Source organism: Pseudomonas sp. BN607, from assembly GCF_029871175.1.
Taxonomy (GTDB): Bacteria; Pseudomonadota; Gammaproteobacteria; order Pseudomonadales; family Pseudomonadaceae; genus Aquipseudomonas.
This window is the reverse complement of sequence record NZ_SSOE01000026.1, coordinates 24,109-38,752: the sequence shown is the minus strand read 5'-3', so window position 1 is coordinate 38,752 and position 14,644 is coordinate 24,109. Positions and strand designations below refer to the sequence as shown.

Below are 14,644 nucleotides of genomic sequence, written 5' to 3'. Positions count from 1 at the left end.
GCGTACTGAGCCTTGGAGGTTACCCACCGCGCTTCGTTCACCTCCCACAGCACGTTAGCAGCAGGCGCGCAAACCCGCCACGCTGGTGATGAAGGGCGATGTCGGCTAGCATCGCGCCTTTTACCGGGATCATCTTTCCATGAAGATCGTCTGTTTCAACATCAACGGCCTGCGGGCTCGGCCGCACCAGTTGGCGGCGCTGATCGACAAGCACCAGCCAGACGTGATCGGCCTGCAGGAAACCAAGGTCAGCGACGATCAGTTCCCGCTGGCAGAGGTGCAGGCACTGGGTTACCACGTGCACTACCACGGCCAGAAGGGGCATTACGGTGTGGCCCTGCTGTCACGCCAGGCGCCGCTGAGCCTGCACAAGGGGTTTGCCAGTGATGAAGAAGACGCTCAGCGCCGCTTCATCTGGGGCACGTTCGCCGACGCCGCTGGTAACCCGATCACCATCATGAACGGCTATTTCCCCCAGGGCGAAAACCGCGATCACCCGACCAAGTTCCCGGCCAAGCAGCGCTTCTACGGGGACCTGCAGGCACTGCTCGAGGGCGAGTTTCACAAGGACCAGCCCGTGCTGGTGATGGGCGACATGAATATCTCGCCCCAGGATTGCGACATCGGCATCGGCCCGGACAATGCCAAGCGCTGGCTGAAAACCGGCAAGTGCAGTTTCCTGCCGGAAGAACGTGAGTGGATGGAACGTTTGAAGGGTTGGGGCCTGGTGGACAGCTTCCGTCACCTGTACCCGGACGTGACCGACCGCTTCAGCTGGTTCGACTACCGCAGCCGTGGCTTCGAAGACGAACCCAAGCGCGGCCTGCGCATCGACCTGATCATGGCCTCGCAGCACCTGGTGCCGCGGATCAAGGCCGCAGGTGTTGACTATGAACTGCGTGGCATGGAAAAGCCTTCGGACCATGCGCCGATCTGGCTGGAATTGAGCTGATCGACAGGGCCCACGGTGCACGCTTTGGGCCCCCACTCACAAGCCCAACCGCAACGCCTCCCCCACCCCGGCCCCACGCACATCGTCCGCCGCGCTGACCAGGGCAAAGTTGTACGCCCCATGCGACCAGTAACGCGCCTCCAGCTGGCCATCGACCCGCTGCCCGTTCGGCATGCGCTGGTACTGCTCACTCGGTGTGCGCAGAAACAGGCTGATGCGCTGGCCCTTGCCATCTTCAAATACCAGCAACGCCGCCGGCCCTTGCTCGTTGCTGAGCAGGCGTGCCCCCACTGGTTTGAAGCCATAGCCGCCCAAGTCCGGTAACTGGCCGACGTGGTTGAAGTGTCGCCCCAGCCAGTCGCGTAACTGCCCTGGGTCGCTGGCCTGGATATCCAGCGCCTGGCTGGCAGCAAACAGGCGGTGCGCCTGCACGGCATCGGCCATAGGCAGGTCGACACGCGCCAAGGTTGCGTCACGCACTTGCCAGCCGCCCAAGCCTCCCACGCCCAGCGCCAGCACCACAGCTGCCGCGGCGGCCCAGCGTCGCTGCCGCCGCTGGCGCAGTTGCCGGCGCAACTGGCCCAGTTCCAGCCGCGCGGCGCCGGGCATTTCGCCAAACCCGGCCAGTGCCGCACGCAAACGCCGTGCATCGGCACGCCAGCCCTCGACCCGGGCCGCTGCCTGCGGATTGGCCGCCAGCCAGGCCTGTACCTCGGCACGGCGCTCAGGCTGCAGGCGCTCGTCGACGTAAGCGTGCAATTCATCTTCGCTGGGAATCAGGCGCGTCATTTCAGTCTCCGCAAGGCCGGTGGCTGGGGGGTGCCCTCGGTCAGTTCACGCAAGGCATTGCGCGCGCGCGACAAGCGCGACATCACAGTGCCGATGGGGATGCCCATGGCCTGGGCCGCCTCCTTGTAGCTCAAGCCTTCGATGCTGACCAGCAGCAGCAAGGCACGCTGCTCGGCGGTCAGCCGGGCAAACGCCTGCAAGTCTGCCTGAGCGAGAACGATGGCTTCGAGGTTGTCACCGATCGGCTCGTCGTCACGCTCGGCCCGGCCGAACCAGGACAGCCAACGCGCATGCAGGCGATCTCGGCGCTTACCGTCGAGGAACAACCGATAAAGGATGGTGAACAACCAGGCGCGCAGCGCGTCGGCGTCACGTTGCTGGTCGCGCCGGCTCAGCGCCCGCTCCACCGTAGCCTGCACCAGGTCGTCGGCGCTACCCGGCTCGCGCGTCAGCCACACGGCAAAGCGGCGCAGGCGCGCAAGCAGCTCGCGCCACTGGTGGTCGTCCAGGTCATGCATGGCTAGGTCCCGGCCTCTGGGGTTGTCAGTGTAATGGGCAGACGCCTGTGAACATATTCTATTCCCGGTGAGGGAATAAGTTTTTACCTGCTGCGTCGTACTGGCACCTTCACTGAACGGGACACCACCATGAACTCTCCCTTGCACGGCCCGGCCAAGGCCTTGCGCCTGGCCGCCATCGGCGCCGTGATGCTGGCGGCTGGTGCAGGCTTTGCCTATGCCGCAGGCTGGCTCGGCCAACCGCAGCTGACGCCACAACGCATCATCGATACCTTCGAAGCCCAGGCCGGGCACTACCCAGGCTACCGTAAGAACCATGCCAAAGGGCTGTGCGTCAGCGGCTACTTTCAACCCAGCGGCCAGGCCGCCAGCCTGTCCACGGCGCGTGTTTTCAGCCAGCAACAGGTGCCGGTTGTCGGCCGTTTCGCCATCGGTGGCGCCAACCCGTTCGCCCCGGACACCGGCATACCGGTACGCAGCCTGGCGATTCAACTGAGCACCGACGATGGCCAGGTGTGGCGCACCGGCATGAACAACCCGCCGGTACTCGCGGTGAGCACGCCACAGGGGTTCTATGAGCAGGTGCTGGCAAGCGCCCCAGTACCGGCCACCGGCAAACCGGACCCAGCCAAGCTGCAGGCGTTTTTCGCCGCGCACCCCGAGAGCGCAGCGTTTCGCCAATGGGCGGCAAGTTACAAGCCCAGCGACAGCTTTGCCAGCACGCAGTACCACAGCATCAATGCCTTCCGCCTGATCGACGCCACCGGGGCGGCTCACCCGGTACGTTGGCAGCTCGAGCCACAAACCGCATTTGCTGCGTTGCCTGCAAAGGTGGACGACAAACAGTTCCTCCAGCACGACCTGCAACAGCGACTGGCCCAAGGCCCGCTGCGCTGGACCCTGCGCCTGGTACTGGCCGAACCCGGGGATGCGGTGGATGACCCTGCCCGCCCTTGGCCAGCCGAGCGGCGTCGCGTAGACGCTGGCACCCTGGTGCTGCAGCAGGTCGATGCCCCCGAGCAAGGGGCCTGCCGCGATCTGAACTTCGACCCACTGATCCTGCCACGGGGTATCGAAGCATCTGGCGACCCAATCCTCGCCGCCCGTTCTGCTGCCTATTCGGAATCGTTCAACCGCCGCAGCCGTGAATCGCTCGGAACCGGAGCCCGCCCATGAAACCCGACGCCTTCCACCCCTTCGCCCGCCTGCTGCACTGGCTGATGGCTGTGCTGATCCTGGCCATGCTGTTCATCGGCGTGAGCATGGTTGTCGACTTGTCGACTCGCCACCCTTTACTGATAAGCCTGCACAAGGCCACCGGCCTGGCCTTGATGGTGCTGGTTCTGCTGCGCATCGGCGTGCGCGTGGCCGTGCCCCACCCGCCTTTGCCAGACGATCTGCCAGCAGTGCAGCGCTGGGCTGCCGGGGCCTCTCACTTGCTGCTCTACGGCCTGATGTTGGCCATGCCGCTGCTGGGCTGGGCGATGCTGTCGGCTGGCGACTACCCACGCCCGCTGGGCTTGCCCGCCATCGCCCCACACAACTTGCAGCTGTACGCCGTGCTGCGTGAGGCCCACGGCTGGGCCGGCTACCTGCTGTTCGCCACCGTATTGGTGCACGTGGGCGCGGCGTTGATGCACGCATGGGTGCGCCGCGACGGCGTGTTGCGTAGCATGTGGCCAGGCCCCCTGCGCCGCAATGAATGAGCTGACGTAGCCCAGGGCGCTCGACACACATCAATGCTTGCTTAACCAAATCGACGCCTTATTGCCGTACTGCCATGGACTGCCCAATGAATGTCGCAAAGGATCCTGCAACCCTTCTACCTGCCAGCACCCTGGACTTGCGCCCGCTGCTAGTGGCCAACATGGCCTGCACCATGTCGATGATGGCCTTCGTCGCTTTGATCGGCCCTATCGCCCGCCAGCTCGGCATGGCCACCTGGCAAGCAGGTGCCGCCGTTACCGTGGCTGGCGTGGTCTGGGTGCTGCTGGCCCGGCCCTGGGGCCGCGCAGCGGACCGCCTCGGCCGGCGGCGAATCCTGTTGCTGGGCAGCGCCGGCTTTACCCTGGCCTACTGGCTGATGTGTCTGTTCGTGGAAGGCGCACTGCGCTGGCTGCCGGGCGCGACCCTGGCGTTCATCGGCCTGATGGTCGCGCGCGGTTGCATCGGCGCCTTCTACGCTGCCATTCCGGTGGGCTGCAATGCGCTGATCGCCGATCATGTCGAACCACAACGCCGGGCCCGGGCCATGGCCTCGCTGGGCGCGGCCAACGCCGTTGGCCTGGTCGTCGGCCCGGCGCTGGCGGCGCTGCTGGCGCGGCATAGCCTGAGCCTGCCCTTCCATATCATGTCGCTGCTGCCCGCCATTGCCTTCCTGGTGCTGCTGTTCACCCTGAAGCCACAGGTGCTGCACCACAGTCACGCACCCAGCCCGGTGCGGCTGAACGACCCGCGCCTGCGCCGGCCCCTGCTGGTGGCGTTCAGCGCCATGCTCAGCGTGACCGTCTCGCAGATCATCGTCGGTTTCTTTGCCCTGGACCGCTTGCAACTCGGCCCGGCCGAGGCGGCCCAGGCTGCCGGTATCGCCCTGACCACAGTCGGCGTTGCGCTGATACTCGCACAGGTGATACTGCGGCAACTGGAATGGCCACCCCTGAGGATGATCCGGGTAGGTGCAACGGTGTCGGCCCTGGGCTTTGCCTGCGGCTCGCTGGCCACCACGGCACCTTGGCTGTGGAGCTGTTATTTTATGGCGGCGGCGGGCATGGGCTTTGTCTTTCCTGCCTTTTCGGCCTTGGCAGCCAATGCCATGGAGGCTTCCGAGCAAGGCGCCACCGCCGGCTCCATTGGTGCTGCCCAAGGCATGGGCGCAGTCATCGGGCCATTGGCCGGCACCCTGATCTACGCCCTGGATCCGCGCTTGCCATTCCTCGCCGTGGCAGCGCTGTTGCTGCTGGTCGGGCTGTGGCCAATCCCGCGTGAACAGAGGGGTTGAGAAGCACAGCGCGCAAGCGCGCAGAGTGTGTTTTAATGCGCATCGCTCATTATTTTTAACACCTCTGATTACAAGGCGGCTATGGACACGGGGACGCGACTCAAACTGGTGCGTGAACGCAACAACCTCTCCCAACGGGAACTGGCCCGCCGCAGTGGGCTGACCAACTCGACGATCTCGCAGATCGAGCAGAACCGCGTCAGCCCTTCGGTCAGCTCCCTGAAAAAACTGCTCGAAGGCATTCCCATGAGCCTGGCGGAGTTTTTCAGCTTCGACGAGCCGGTGCGCGAAGAGCGCTACGTGTTCCGTGGCGGAGAACAGCCAGACCTGGGCCGCAACGGCCTGCGCATGCTGCTGGTTGGCGCCAGTGTCGAAGGGCGGCAGATGCGCATGCTGCGCGAACTGTATGCACCTGGTGCCGACTCGGGCGAGCCGATCGTGCATGCCGAGGGCGAAGAATGTGGCCTGGTGACCCGGGGCACGGTCGAGTTGTGGGTCGATGGCCAGGTCAGCGTGCTCAACTCGGGCGATGGCTACTACATCCCCACTACCCTGCCGCACAGTTTCAAGAACATCGGGCCGGACGAGGCCGAGATCATCAGCGCCAATACCCCGGCGAACTTCTGATCAGCGAGGCAGCCGTGCCCGTTGCAAGAGCAGCGTCATGCTGCTCCTGCAGGTACGTTGACCCTGTTCACCGGCAATACCCGCACTCGCTGTCGGTGCGCACGCGACATTCAGCCGGAGAGGCTGCGCGCGCCCTGAAGCAGCGCAGCCTCGACAAAGTCGAGGCGATCCTGGCCGAAGAACATCTCGTCGCCGACAAAGCAGGTGGGCGCGCCAAATACCCCTCGCGCCACAGCCGCGTCGGTCGCCTGCCTGAGCGCGGCTTTTACTTCGTCATCCGCCGCCAGCACGTGAAATGCCTGCGGGTCAAAGCCACCCAGGCCCAGTGTTTCGTCAAGTACGCCCGCGTCGCTCAGGTTGCGCTGCTGCGCAAACAGCCCCGTGAACAACACGTTCAGCAATGCCTCCAGACGCTCGGGTGAACGCATCTGCGTGCCCATCACGCCGCGCATCAGGGTCAAGGTATTGACCGGGAACCCCGGTGGCAGCCCATACGGCACGCCGTAGCGTGCAGCAAAGCGCGCCAGGTCGGTGAACAAATAGCGCCCTTTGGCCGGGATCATCGCCGGCGAAGCGTTACCCGTAGCCTGGAACACACCGCCCAGCAGCATTGGCCTGTAGCGCAACGTGGCACCCAGGCGGGCGCACAGCGCGGGCAGCTGGGTCCAGGCCAGGTAACTGGCCGGGCTGCCCAGGTCAAAATGGAAATCGACAGTCTTGTGCATGATCATGGTCCTTGCGGGGGCGATAGGGTTTACCAGCGTTCCATCCACGGGCGCAGGTCCAGTTCGAAGGTCCAGCTGTCGCGCGGCTGGGCGTGCAGGAACCAGTAGCTGTCGGCAATGTGTGCCGGATCAAGAATCCCATCCTGGTCCTTGAGGGCATAGCGCTCCGGGAAGCTGTCGCGGATGAAGGCGGTGTCGATGGCACCATCCACCACCACATGGGCGACATGGATGTTGCGCGGCCCCAACTCCCGCGCCATGCTCTGGGCCAGGGCGCGCAGCCCATGCTTGGCTCCGGCGAAGGCGGCAAAACCAGCCGCCCCCCGGGTACCAGCCGTGGCGCCGGTAAACAGCAGCGTGCCGCGCTCGCGCTGAACCATGCGCCGGGCCACCGCCTGCGCAGTAAGGAAGCCGGCGAAGCAGGCCATTTCCCAGATCTTGAAGTACTTGCGTGGGGTTTCCTCAAGAATGCCGCATGGCACATTGGCGCCGATATTGAAGACAAAAGCTTCGATTGGGCCGATATCGCGCTCGATGGTTTCGACAAGCTCGGCCACCTCTTCTTCCTTGCGAGCATCCGAAGCAAAACCATGGGCCTGGCCGCCAGCGGCGCGTATCTCTTCCAGCAACGGCTGCAGCTTTTCAGCCTGGCGCCGGGTTACGCAGGCGATATAGCCCTCACGCGCAAAACGCTTGGCAATCTCGCCGCCAGTGGCATCGCCCGCGCCAATCACCAGCACTACTTTTTGTTGTTCTGCCATGCCTGACTCCATTGGTGAACGATCGTTTAGTTAACGAACGCTATGTTATGATCGCAGTCACCGTCAAGCCCGCGCCCAGAGGCCAGTGAATGCGCTACTCCACCGAACACAAGCAGCAAACCCGCGAGCGGTTGCTGGCCAGCAGCGGTGCGCTGGCCAAGCGCGGGGGCTTCGCCAGCACCGGCGTGGCAGGGCTGATGAAAGCGATCGGCCTGACCGGCGGTGCTTTCTACAACCACTTCCCCTCCAAGGACGACCTGTTCACCGAGGTAGTACGCCAGGAGCTGTGCAACAGCCCGCTGGCGCGTCTCGCCAACGAGGGTGCCAGCCGCGAGCGCCTGGCCCGCTGCCTGCAGCAGTACCTGAGCCTGGCCCACCTGCACAACGCCGAGGGTGGCTGCCCGCTGCCACCACTGGGGGTTGAAATTGCCCGTGCCGACGCACCAGTGCGTGAAGTGGCCGAGCACTGGTTGCTGCAACTGCACCAGGCCTGGAGCACCACCCTGGAGGATGAACAACTGGCCTGGGTGCTGATCAGCCAGTGTGTCGGTGCATTGCTGGTCGGGCGCATGCTGGCCAGCGAAAGCGTGCAGGCACAGCTGCTCGGCGCTAGTCGCGGGTTTGTCGAGCGAGCGCTGCATGAAGCGGATTAGTGCTCTGCTGGGGTTGCTGGTGGTGCTGCCGGCACTTGCCGAACAAGCATGCCCGCCTGGGCAGTACCAAGTGTGTCTGATGGGCTGTTTTTGCGCCCCGATCGACCCTGGCCAGGCCGGGCAGATCCTCAAGGATGTCGAGGTCATGGCCTCTTCCAGCCTGAGCTACGCCCTGCGTCAGGCCCGCGACGAAGCTACGGCCAACGGCGTGCAGCCGATCCCGTTGCACATCCGCGCGCAGCTGGAACCCTGGTATGACTTTGCCGTACTCGATACGGCACGCTTTCGGGTGGGTGACGAGCAGCAGATGAGTGCCGCCAATGCACTGCTGCAAAACCCTGATGTGAATGCGGTGACATTGATCGACACCATCATCTTCCGCCGCGCCAGCGACGCCGAGGACAACGTGGCCTTGTGGGCGCACGAGCTCAAGCATGTCCAGCAGTATCAACAACTGGGGGTCGAGGAATTTGCCCGGCGCTATACCCGCAATTACGACGAGCTGGAGGGGCCGGCTTACAAAATCGAGGCCGAAGTGGCCAAGGTGTTGCGCGAGCGTGGTTCGGGGCAGGCCAGGTAATCTCGGCCATTGCGCGGCCCCTGTGTCGGAGCGGCCGCGCCACAGGCCGCGTGGGCATCAAGAGGCGGGCGAAGCCTCTTCGCTCACCTGCTCGCGGCTGGCATAACGCTGCGCCAGCACCGCGCAGACCATGAGCTGGATCTGGTGGAACAACATCAACGGCAGGATCATTGCGCCAATGCCACTGCCCACGAACAGTACCTGGGCCATTGGCACGCCCGTCGCCAGGCTCTTCTTGGAGCCGGCGAACAGGATGGTGATGCGGTCCTCAAGGTCGAAGCCCAGCGCTTTGCCCAGCAGGCGGGTCCCCCACAGCACCACCGCCAGCAGGATGCCGCACACCACGAACAACCCGGCCAGGTGCTGCGGCGAAACCGTGTGCCACAGCCCGGTAACCACTGCCTCGCTGAAGGCGGTATACACCACGAGCAAGATCGAACCCTGGTCGACCACCTTGAGCCAGCGGGCATTGCGCTTGACCCAGGCACCGATCCAGCGACGTGCGATCTGCCCTGCCACGAACGGTGCCAGCAGTTGCAAGGTGATCTTCAGTACTGCATCCAGGCCCGAGCCTGTATCACCACTGGCCCCCAGCAACATCATCACCAGCAGGGGGGTGAGGAAAATGCCCAGCAGGCTGGACGCCGCCGCACTGCAGATGGCTGCCGGCACGTTGCCGCGCGCCAGTGAGGTGAAAGCAATGGCCGACTGCACGGTGGCCGGCAAGGCACACAAGTACAGCACGCCGAGGTACAACTCGTTGCCCACCAGTGGCACGAACAACGGTTTGAACGCCATGCCCAGCAACGGGAACAGCACGAAGGTGCAAGAAAACACCAGCAGGTGCAGACGCCAGTGACCGGCGCCGGCAATGATTGCCTCACGCGACAGCTTGGCACCGTGCAGGAAGAACAGCAGGCCGATGGCGAGGTTGGTCAACCAGCCGAAATACACCGCGCCGTCGCCCGAGCAAGGCAGCACGGTCGCAATCAAGACCACCCCGAGCAAGGCCAAGGTGAAATTGTCGAATAACATGCGCAAATACTTCATCACAGTTTCCGTCTTGTCATTGTCCAGGCGCAGACGATAAGGTTTTCGGCTTTTCGGCGCTAACGCCGGAACCCCCACGGGTATCGCTCAACGGACACGTTCCACACAAGGACCCCACCCATGCTCCGCCCTCGCCTGGCTGCAGTTGCAGCCGCCATCACGCTCACATTGGGCCATGCCAACGCCCGTGCCGACGACCAATTGCAAGCCAAGGTCGACCAGATCATCCGCCCGCTGATGCAGGAACAGGGCATCACCGGCATGGCCGTGGCCATCTATGCCCACGATCACGCGCACTACTTCAGCTATGGCGTGGCCAGCAAGGCCGACAACGTGCCGGTAAGCCGTGACACGCTGTTCGAGATCGGTTCGCTGAGCAAGACTTACACCGCCACGCTAGCCGCACTGGCCAGCGCCGAAGGCAAGCTGGACCTTGCAGCCCCGGCCAAGCGCTATCACCCTGCACTGGCCGGCACGCCAATCGGCGATGCGACCGTACTGGAACTGGGCGCCTACAGCGCTGACTGCCTGCCGCTGCAGTTCCCGGATGAGGTACAGACCCCGCAGCAAGTGGTCGATTTCTTCCGCCACTGGCAACCGCGCGCCAAACCCGGCACCCAGCGCTGCTACTCCAACCCCAGCCTAGGGCTGTTCGGTGACTTGGCAGCCCGCGCTCAGCACCAACCGTTTTCCACGCTGATGGCTGAGCAGCTGCTGGCGCAAATGGGCCTTGAAAACACCTACCTGCAGGTCCCGGCCAGTGCCCAGGGGCTGTATGCCCAGGGCTACGACGCCGCCGACAAGCCTGTGCGTGTCGGCCCAGGCCCTTATGCCGACGAGGCCTACGGCATCAAGACCAGCGCCAGCGACCTGCTGCGCTACGTGCGCCTGCACATGCAACCGCAGGGCCTGCCACCGACACTGGTGAAAGCCACGGCCATCACCCAGCAAGGCTATTTCCAGGTCGGCGCCATGACTCAAGGCCTGGGCTGGGAGCGCTACCCCTACCCGGTCGCGCTGAACACGCTGGTCGATGGCAACAGCGCGCGCCTGATCCGTGAGCCGCAGGCAACCACCCGCCTGCAACCTGCCCTGCCGCCGCAGGCAGCAGCCTGGTACAACAAGACCGGATCAACCAATGGCTTTGGCGTCTACGCCGCATTCGTGCCCGCCGAACAGCTGGCGGTAGTGCTGCTGGCCAATCGAAACTACCCCAACGAAGCCCGGGTGCGCGCGGCCTTCGACATCCTCTCCGGCCTGTAGTGCTCAGCCTGATTGTCGAACAAAACGACACGATGTAGTGCATTAAAATATTCACTACAAAATGGTTGACGCCATTCATCGCCCTTGTGCATGATGAAGCCGTCTCCCCGATCGGGAGCGGTGGCAAGGGTGTTCCAGACGGCCTGCGCGGTAACGCAGGCCGTCCGTGGAGAGGGAAACTGTCCAAAAGGCAGCGTGAGAAAGCCCCTGTTGCGATGCTGCTGTAGCAGCCTTGGTAGTGCGCTACACCGTGGTGGCGCCAACTGTGAAAATCACCTACGAATGGGTAATGGGGGCTTTATGATGAACTTGAACAACAATCCGACTATCGACCAATTGGCCCAGCTGTTCGCCGTACGCAAGGACAGCCTTGACGACCACCTGCTGTGGGTCAGCCAAACCGGGGAAGTGCGTCTCGATCGCCTGCCACCGAACACCGTCGAAGATGAATTTGAAGAGCACCTGCCTAGCATGCGTGCACGCTTCAAGGTCTACCGCCGTGGCCAGGGCTACGTCGGCAAGAAGGCAGCAGCCGACACCGAATTCGTTGGCCGCGTGCTGCAGACCCTGCAACAAGAATGGCCCGCTGCCCGTGAGCAGCAGGCAGTCAAGGTGATCGAACCGCTGAATTGAGGGTTCGCACCCTTCCCAGAGCCCGGCCCGCATAGGCCGGGCTTTTTCATGCCTGGCGCCGCTGCGGGCGGTTTTCCGGCAGGGGCAATGCGCCCGTTGCCATCGCCCGGGCGCGGTCGACACCCCAGACCAAGGCGCGAGTCATGGTCTCGCCAGGCCGTGCAGGGTAATACTCTTCCAGCAATGCCCGCCCATCCCCGGCATACAACCCCAGGAATAGCTCCGTTGCCCCCAGGCGCGACAAGCGCACCTGCACATCGAGTGTGGTGCCATCGCTGAGTGCTTCATCGTGGCTGCGGCTGTGCAGCTGGGCATCAGCCCACTGCCAATAGGTCTCTTCCCTGACTCGCATGAGCGTTCAATCCTCCGTCGCTGGAATGCCGCATCAGAAAAGCACAGCCGTGACCATCCGGCGAGCGCTACCCGGCATTACCATGAGGCGGATCAACGAATGGCAACAAAAACCCCGCCATTGGGCGGGGTCAGGTTGGGGCGGGATTACTTCTTCAACGGTACCCGCGGCATGAAGCGGCCTTTTTTGCTGCGCTGCAGGTGTGCAGGCTGGAGCTGTTCGGAATCATCCAGCGTCATGTGGGCGAAACCCAGGCGGAATGCCGCCTGGCCGCAACGCACCTGGCTGTTGATCGGGAACGCGTCGTTCAGGTCTTCGAAAAAGGATTCGCTCATGCCCTGTCTCCCTCCAGTGGCGGTCGCGCCGACAACCAGAAAAGTTGCCCAGTGAACGCGGCCTGTGAAAATGAGACTAGCTGGTCATTTGCGGACTGCCTGGACGATGATCCTGCAGCCGACCAGTGGCAGATGGCTCTATTTCAAGCGTACTGCCGTACCAGTGGCAAAAACCACGACCATGCCGCCCTGTACCGACGGCATGCTTATCTCGAAATCCACACCCACTACCGCATCGGCTTGCAACTGCCGTGCCCGCGCCTTGAGTTCTTCGGTTGCCTGCTCGCGGGCTTCGCGCAATGCGCTTTCCAGGGTTTGCGAACGGCCGCCGAAAACATCCCGAAACCGTGTGAAGAAATCGCGCACGAAGTTGATGCCCTGCACCGATTCGGAGCTGACCACACCCAGGTATTCGGCAATAGGGCGGCCTTCGAGCTGGCTGGTGGTGGAAATGATCATGGGTAGGCTCCGTTGCCTGGCAAAAGAGGCTGATTCTAACAGAGCGCATGACTCAGGCAGTGATGCCTCCAACTGTGGGGCGGGCATGCCCGCGAAGCCAACACCGCGTTGTTCGGCACGGGTTCGCCCGCCCTCACGGCCGTTGGATATCCTGCAACTCAGGCGCTGGCCGCCCGCAACCGCTGGCCAATGCGCGCCCCGAACACGTTCACCAGCAACCCGGCCATCACCAGCAAGGCCCCCCAGCCCTGGGTCGCTGTCAGGCGTTCGCCCAGTAGCAAAGCCGACGAGCTCAAGCCAATCACCGGCACCAGCAGCGAGAATGGCGCCACCTTGCCCGCCGGGTGGCGCGACAGCAGCTTGCTCCACAGGCTGTAGCCCAGCATGGTGGCGACGAAGGCCAGGTACGCCAGGGCCAGCACTGAACTCCAGCTGATATTGGCCAAGGCGTGGCCAATCCGCTCGGGCCCTTCCAGCCACCAGGACAACACCAGGAACGGCAGTGGCGGAATCAGCCCGCCCCAAATCACCAGCGCCACCAGGTCGACCGAGCCGAAGCGCCGGGTAATGATGTTGCCCAGCCCCCACATGGCGCCGCCACACAGTGTCAGCAACAGCGCCAGCATCGGTACATGGCCACCGTCTTCACTGCCGATCAGCGCCAAGCCACTGGCCGCCACCAACAGCCCAAGCACGCTGGCCAGGCGCAACCGCTCACCAAGGAACAACGCGGCAAAGCCGAGGGTGAAGAAGGCCTGCGACTGCAGGATCAGCGAAGCCAACCCCGGCGGCATGCCGCTGTACATGGCTTGGAACAGGAACGCGAACTGCCCCAGCGAGATGGTCGCACCGTAGGCGATCAGCCAGCGCCAGGGCAGCTTGGGCCGCTTGACCAGCAGGATGGCCGGAAACGCCACCAACAAGAAACGCAATGCCCCCAGCAGCATCGGCGGCAACCCATCGAGGCCAACCTTGATGACTACAAAGTTGACTCCCCAGGCGACAATCACCACCAGGGCGATAAGCAGGTCCTTGAGCGGCATTGCGACTTCCTTCTTCAGGCGTTTCTGGACATATTTCGTTACAGCATAAGGCTATTCCTTTATTGAGGACCAGCACAGTTATGGCCAAGGGTTGCGCAACAGTGACTGTGCCGCCCTACCCCGCCGCCTAACCGCATCGCCAGCTTCAGGCCGCCGCAAACAGCTCGTTGGCAATCTGCGCCTGTGCAGCATCAATCGCCTGGGTGCGCTGCTCCGGGCCGTACGCCAGACCATGGGCGCGGACGATTTCCAGCTCGGTTACGCCAATGAAACCCAGGAACACTTTCAGGAAGTCTTCATGCCCGGCGCCTGTTGGCTGGCCGGCGTGCAGGCCACCAGCGGTGGAAACCAGCACCACTTTCTTGTTGCCGCACAGGCCTTCCGGGCCGGCTTCGGTGTAGCGGAAGGTCTTGCCGGCGACGGCCACGCGGTCGATCCAGGCCTTGAGCTGGGTCGGCACGGTGAAGTTGTACATTGGCGCACCGATCACCACCGCATCAGCCGCCAGGAACTCTTCCAAGGTCTCGGCGCTCAGCTTGGCTTCAAAGGCCTGAGCGGCGTCACGCATGTCTTCCGGCGTACCTGCAGCTACCAGGGTGGCGGCAGAGAAGTGGGCGATGGCGTCGGCGGCCAGGTCACGGTACACCACCTCGACGCTTGGGTCGGCGGTTTTCCAGGCTTCAACCACTTCACGGCTCAGCTGGCGGGAGGCGGAATTGTCGCCCAGGATGCTCGAATCGATGTGCAACAGTTTCATAGGACTCTCCTGTGATTGAAGACCGCATCTGTGGGCGATCACGTTGCAGAGAATCCTACCGGGATGATTAATAACTGATAAGGCAGTAAAAATGCGCTAGTTTGTCCCACAGATAGAACAGTGAGACATTCCCATGCAAGACCCCAGCG

19 protein-coding genes are annotated in these 14,644 nt (G+C 63.6%); 9 read left to right on the top strand and 10 right to left on the bottom strand.

Annotated elements, in window-relative coordinates; all coding sequences use genetic code 11:
- Positions 1-139 precede the first annotated feature (139 nt).
- Entirely contained in the window at positions 140-952 is an 813-nt protein-coding gene (gene xthA / locus E8E68_RS05530) for an exodeoxyribonuclease III (RefSeq protein ID WP_280340123.1), read from the top strand.
- Positions 953-988: 36 nt separating this feature from the next.
- On the opposite strand, the gene E8E68_RS05525 is transcribed toward xthA, so the two are convergent.
- Positions 989-1,741: an anti-sigma factor gene (locus E8E68_RS05525; protein WP_280340122.1), complete on the bottom strand. Its 753-nt coding sequence runs from the start codon at positions 1,739-1,741 to the stop codon at positions 989-991.
- On the bottom strand, positions 1,738-2,259 hold the full coding sequence (locus tag E8E68_RS05520; protein ID WP_110744318.1) for a sigma-70 family RNA polymerase sigma factor: 522 nt from the start codon (positions 2,257-2,259) through the stop codon (positions 1,738-1,740). The genes E8E68_RS05525 and E8E68_RS05520 overlap by 4 nt, the downstream gene beginning before the upstream one ends.
- A 129-nt stretch (positions 2,260-2,388) precedes the next feature.
- Between E8E68_RS05520 and E8E68_RS05515 the strand changes: the two genes are divergently transcribed.
- From E8E68_RS05515 to E8E68_RS05500, 4 genes are all read left to right on the top strand, one after another.
- Positions 2,389-3,435 carry a catalase family peroxidase gene (locus E8E68_RS05515; RefSeq protein WP_266033400.1) on the top strand — a complete coding sequence of 349 codons (1,047 nt, stop codon included), beginning with the start codon at positions 2,389-2,391 and terminating at the stop codon, positions 3,433-3,435.
- Positions 3,432-3,965: a cytochrome b gene (locus E8E68_RS05510; RefSeq protein ID WP_266033397.1), complete on the top strand. Its 534-nt coding sequence runs from the start codon at positions 3,432-3,434 to the stop codon at positions 3,963-3,965. The genes E8E68_RS05515 and E8E68_RS05510 overlap by 4 nt, the downstream gene beginning before the upstream one ends.
- 86 nt (positions 3,966-4,051) lie before the next feature.
- Positions 4,052-5,257, top strand: coding sequence for an MFS transporter (locus E8E68_RS05505; RefSeq protein WP_280340121.1), 1,206 nt, complete (start codon positions 4,052-4,054; stop codon positions 5,255-5,257).
- A gap of 81 nt (positions 5,258-5,338) precedes the next feature.
- Positions 5,339-5,884, top strand: a complete 546-nt coding sequence (locus E8E68_RS05500) for a cupin domain-containing protein (RefSeq protein WP_003248033.1) — start codon at positions 5,339-5,341, stop codon at positions 5,882-5,884.
- A gap of 110 nt (positions 5,885-5,994) precedes the next feature.
- Here E8E68_RS05500 and E8E68_RS05495 read toward each other — a convergent pair whose 3' ends face one another.
- Positions 5,995-6,609: a 2-hydroxychromene-2-carboxylate isomerase gene (locus E8E68_RS05495; RefSeq protein WP_280340119.1), complete on the bottom strand. Its 615-nt coding sequence runs from the start codon at positions 6,607-6,609 to the stop codon at positions 5,995-5,997.
- Positions 6,610-6,638: 29 nt separating this feature from the next.
- Positions 6,639-7,370, bottom strand: a complete 732-nt coding sequence (locus E8E68_RS05490) for an SDR family oxidoreductase (RefSeq protein ID WP_266033389.1) — start codon at positions 7,368-7,370, stop codon at positions 6,639-6,641.
- 89 nt (positions 7,371-7,459) lie between these two features.
- On the opposite strand from E8E68_RS05490, the gene E8E68_RS05485 reads away from it, so the two are divergent.
- Positions 7,460-8,023, top strand: coding sequence for a TetR/AcrR family transcriptional regulator (locus tag E8E68_RS05485; RefSeq protein ID WP_280340117.1), 564 nt, complete (start codon positions 7,460-7,462; stop codon positions 8,021-8,023).
- The gene (locus tag E8E68_RS05480; RefSeq protein ID WP_266033383.1) at positions 8,010-8,603 is read left to right on the top strand and encodes a DUF4157 domain-containing protein; all 594 of its coding nucleotides are present in this window, start codon (positions 8,010-8,012) and stop codon (positions 8,601-8,603) included. The genes E8E68_RS05485 and E8E68_RS05480 overlap by 14 nt, the downstream gene beginning before the upstream one ends.
- 57 nt (positions 8,604-8,660) lie before the next feature.
- Here the strand turns inward: E8E68_RS05480 and E8E68_RS05475 are convergent, their stop codons facing one another.
- Positions 8,661-9,653: a bile acid:sodium symporter family protein gene (locus tag E8E68_RS05475; protein ID WP_280340115.1), complete on the bottom strand. Its 993-nt coding sequence runs from the start codon at positions 9,651-9,653 to the stop codon at positions 8,661-8,663.
- Positions 9,654-9,773: 120 nt separating this feature from the next.
- On the opposite strand from E8E68_RS05475, the gene ampC reads away from it, so the two are divergent.
- Positions 9,774-10,916, top strand: coding sequence for a class C beta-lactamase (gene ampC, locus E8E68_RS05470; RefSeq protein WP_266033377.1), 1,143 nt, complete (start codon positions 9,774-9,776; stop codon positions 10,914-10,916).
- A 300-nt stretch (positions 10,917-11,216) separates the two neighbouring features.
- Complete coding sequence (locus E8E68_RS05465; protein ID WP_003253895.1) at positions 11,217-11,549, top strand: hypothetical protein; 333 nt, start codon at positions 11,217-11,219, stop codon at positions 11,547-11,549.
- A gap of 46 nt (positions 11,550-11,595) precedes the next feature.
- Here the strand turns inward: E8E68_RS05465 and E8E68_RS05460 are convergent, their stop codons facing one another.
- The 5 genes from E8E68_RS05460 to E8E68_RS05440 all read right to left on the bottom strand — a co-directional run bounded on the left by E8E68_RS05460 (position 11,596) and on the right by E8E68_RS05440 (position 14,495).
- Positions 11,596-11,901, bottom strand: coding sequence for a hypothetical protein (locus E8E68_RS05460; RefSeq protein ID WP_266033374.1), 306 nt, complete (start codon positions 11,899-11,901; stop codon positions 11,596-11,598).
- Between the two features lie 146 nt (positions 11,902-12,047).
- Positions 12,048-12,236: a hypothetical protein gene (locus E8E68_RS05455; protein WP_003253897.1), complete on the bottom strand. Its 189-nt coding sequence runs from the start codon at positions 12,234-12,236 to the stop codon at positions 12,048-12,050.
- Positions 12,237-12,374: 138 nt separating this feature from the next.
- Positions 12,375-12,695 (bottom strand): YbjQ family protein, encoded by a 321-nt coding sequence (locus tag E8E68_RS05450; RefSeq protein ID WP_027916804.1) that lies wholly within the window; start codon positions 12,693-12,695, stop codon positions 12,375-12,377.
- 158 nt (positions 12,696-12,853) lie between these two features.
- Positions 12,854-13,738, bottom strand: coding sequence for an EamA family transporter (locus tag E8E68_RS05445; RefSeq protein ID WP_266033366.1), 885 nt, complete (start codon positions 13,736-13,738; stop codon positions 12,854-12,856).
- 145 nt (positions 13,739-13,883) lie between these two features.
- A complete protein-coding gene (locus tag E8E68_RS05440) occupies positions 13,884-14,495 on the bottom strand; it encodes an FMN-dependent NADH-azoreductase (RefSeq protein ID WP_280340111.1) in 612 nt (203 codons plus the stop codon).
- Positions 14,496-14,644 lie beyond the last annotated feature (149 nt).

Bases quoted from the DNA above. Each gene is read 5' to 3' on its own strand.
- xthA (WP_280340123.1), top strand. From the start codon at position 140: ATGAAGATCGTCTGTTTCAACATCAACGGCCTGCGGGCTCGGCCGCAC.
- E8E68_RS05525 (WP_280340122.1), bottom strand. From the start codon at position 1,741: ATGACGCGCCTGATTCCCAGCGAAGATGAATTGCACGCTTACGTCGAC.
- E8E68_RS05520 (WP_110744318.1), bottom strand. From the start codon at position 2,259: ATGCATGACCTGGACGACCACCAGTGGCGCGAGCTGCTTGCGCGCCTG.
- E8E68_RS05515 (WP_266033400.1), top strand. From the start codon at position 2,389: ATGAACTCTCCCTTGCACGGCCCGGCCAAGGCCTTGCGCCTGGCCGCC.
- E8E68_RS05510 (WP_266033397.1), top strand. From the start codon at position 3,432: ATGAAACCCGACGCCTTCCACCCCTTCGCCCGCCTGCTGCACTGGCTG.
- E8E68_RS05505 (WP_280340121.1), top strand. From the start codon at position 4,052: ATGAATGTCGCAAAGGATCCTGCAACCCTTCTACCTGCCAGCACCCTG.
- E8E68_RS05500 (WP_003248033.1), top strand. From the start codon at position 5,339: ATGGACACGGGGACGCGACTCAAACTGGTGCGTGAACGCAACAACCTC.
- E8E68_RS05495 (WP_280340119.1), bottom strand. From the start codon at position 6,609: ATGCACAAGACTGTCGATTTCCATTTTGACCTGGGCAGCCCGGCCAGT.
- E8E68_RS05490 (WP_266033389.1), bottom strand. From the start codon at position 7,370: ATGGCAGAACAACAAAAAGTAGTGCTGGTGATTGGCGCGGGCGATGCC.
- E8E68_RS05485 (WP_280340117.1), top strand. From the start codon at position 7,460: ATGCGCTACTCCACCGAACACAAGCAGCAAACCCGCGAGCGGTTGCTG.
- E8E68_RS05480 (WP_266033383.1), top strand. From the start codon at position 8,010: ATGAAGCGGATTAGTGCTCTGCTGGGGTTGCTGGTGGTGCTGCCGGCA.
- E8E68_RS05475 (WP_280340115.1), bottom strand. From the start codon at position 9,653: ATGAAGTATTTGCGCATGTTATTCGACAATTTCACCTTGGCCTTGCTC.
- ampC (WP_266033377.1), top strand. From the start codon at position 9,774: ATGCTCCGCCCTCGCCTGGCTGCAGTTGCAGCCGCCATCACGCTCACA.
- E8E68_RS05465 (WP_003253895.1), top strand. From the start codon at position 11,217: ATGATGAACTTGAACAACAATCCGACTATCGACCAATTGGCCCAGCTG.
- E8E68_RS05460 (WP_266033374.1), bottom strand. From the start codon at position 11,901: ATGCGAGTCAGGGAAGAGACCTATTGGCAGTGGGCTGATGCCCAGCTG.
- E8E68_RS05455 (WP_003253897.1), bottom strand. From the start codon at position 12,236: ATGAGCGAATCCTTTTTCGAAGACCTGAACGACGCGTTCCCGATCAAC.
- E8E68_RS05450 (WP_027916804.1), bottom strand. From the start codon at position 12,695: ATGATCATTTCCACCACCAGCCAGCTCGAAGGCCGCCCTATTGCCGAA.
- E8E68_RS05445 (WP_266033366.1), bottom strand. From the start codon at position 13,738: ATGCCGCTCAAGGACCTGCTTATCGCCCTGGTGGTGATTGTCGCCTGG.
- E8E68_RS05440 (WP_280340111.1), bottom strand. From the start codon at position 14,495: ATGAAACTGTTGCACATCGATTCGAGCATCCTGGGCGACAATTCCGCC.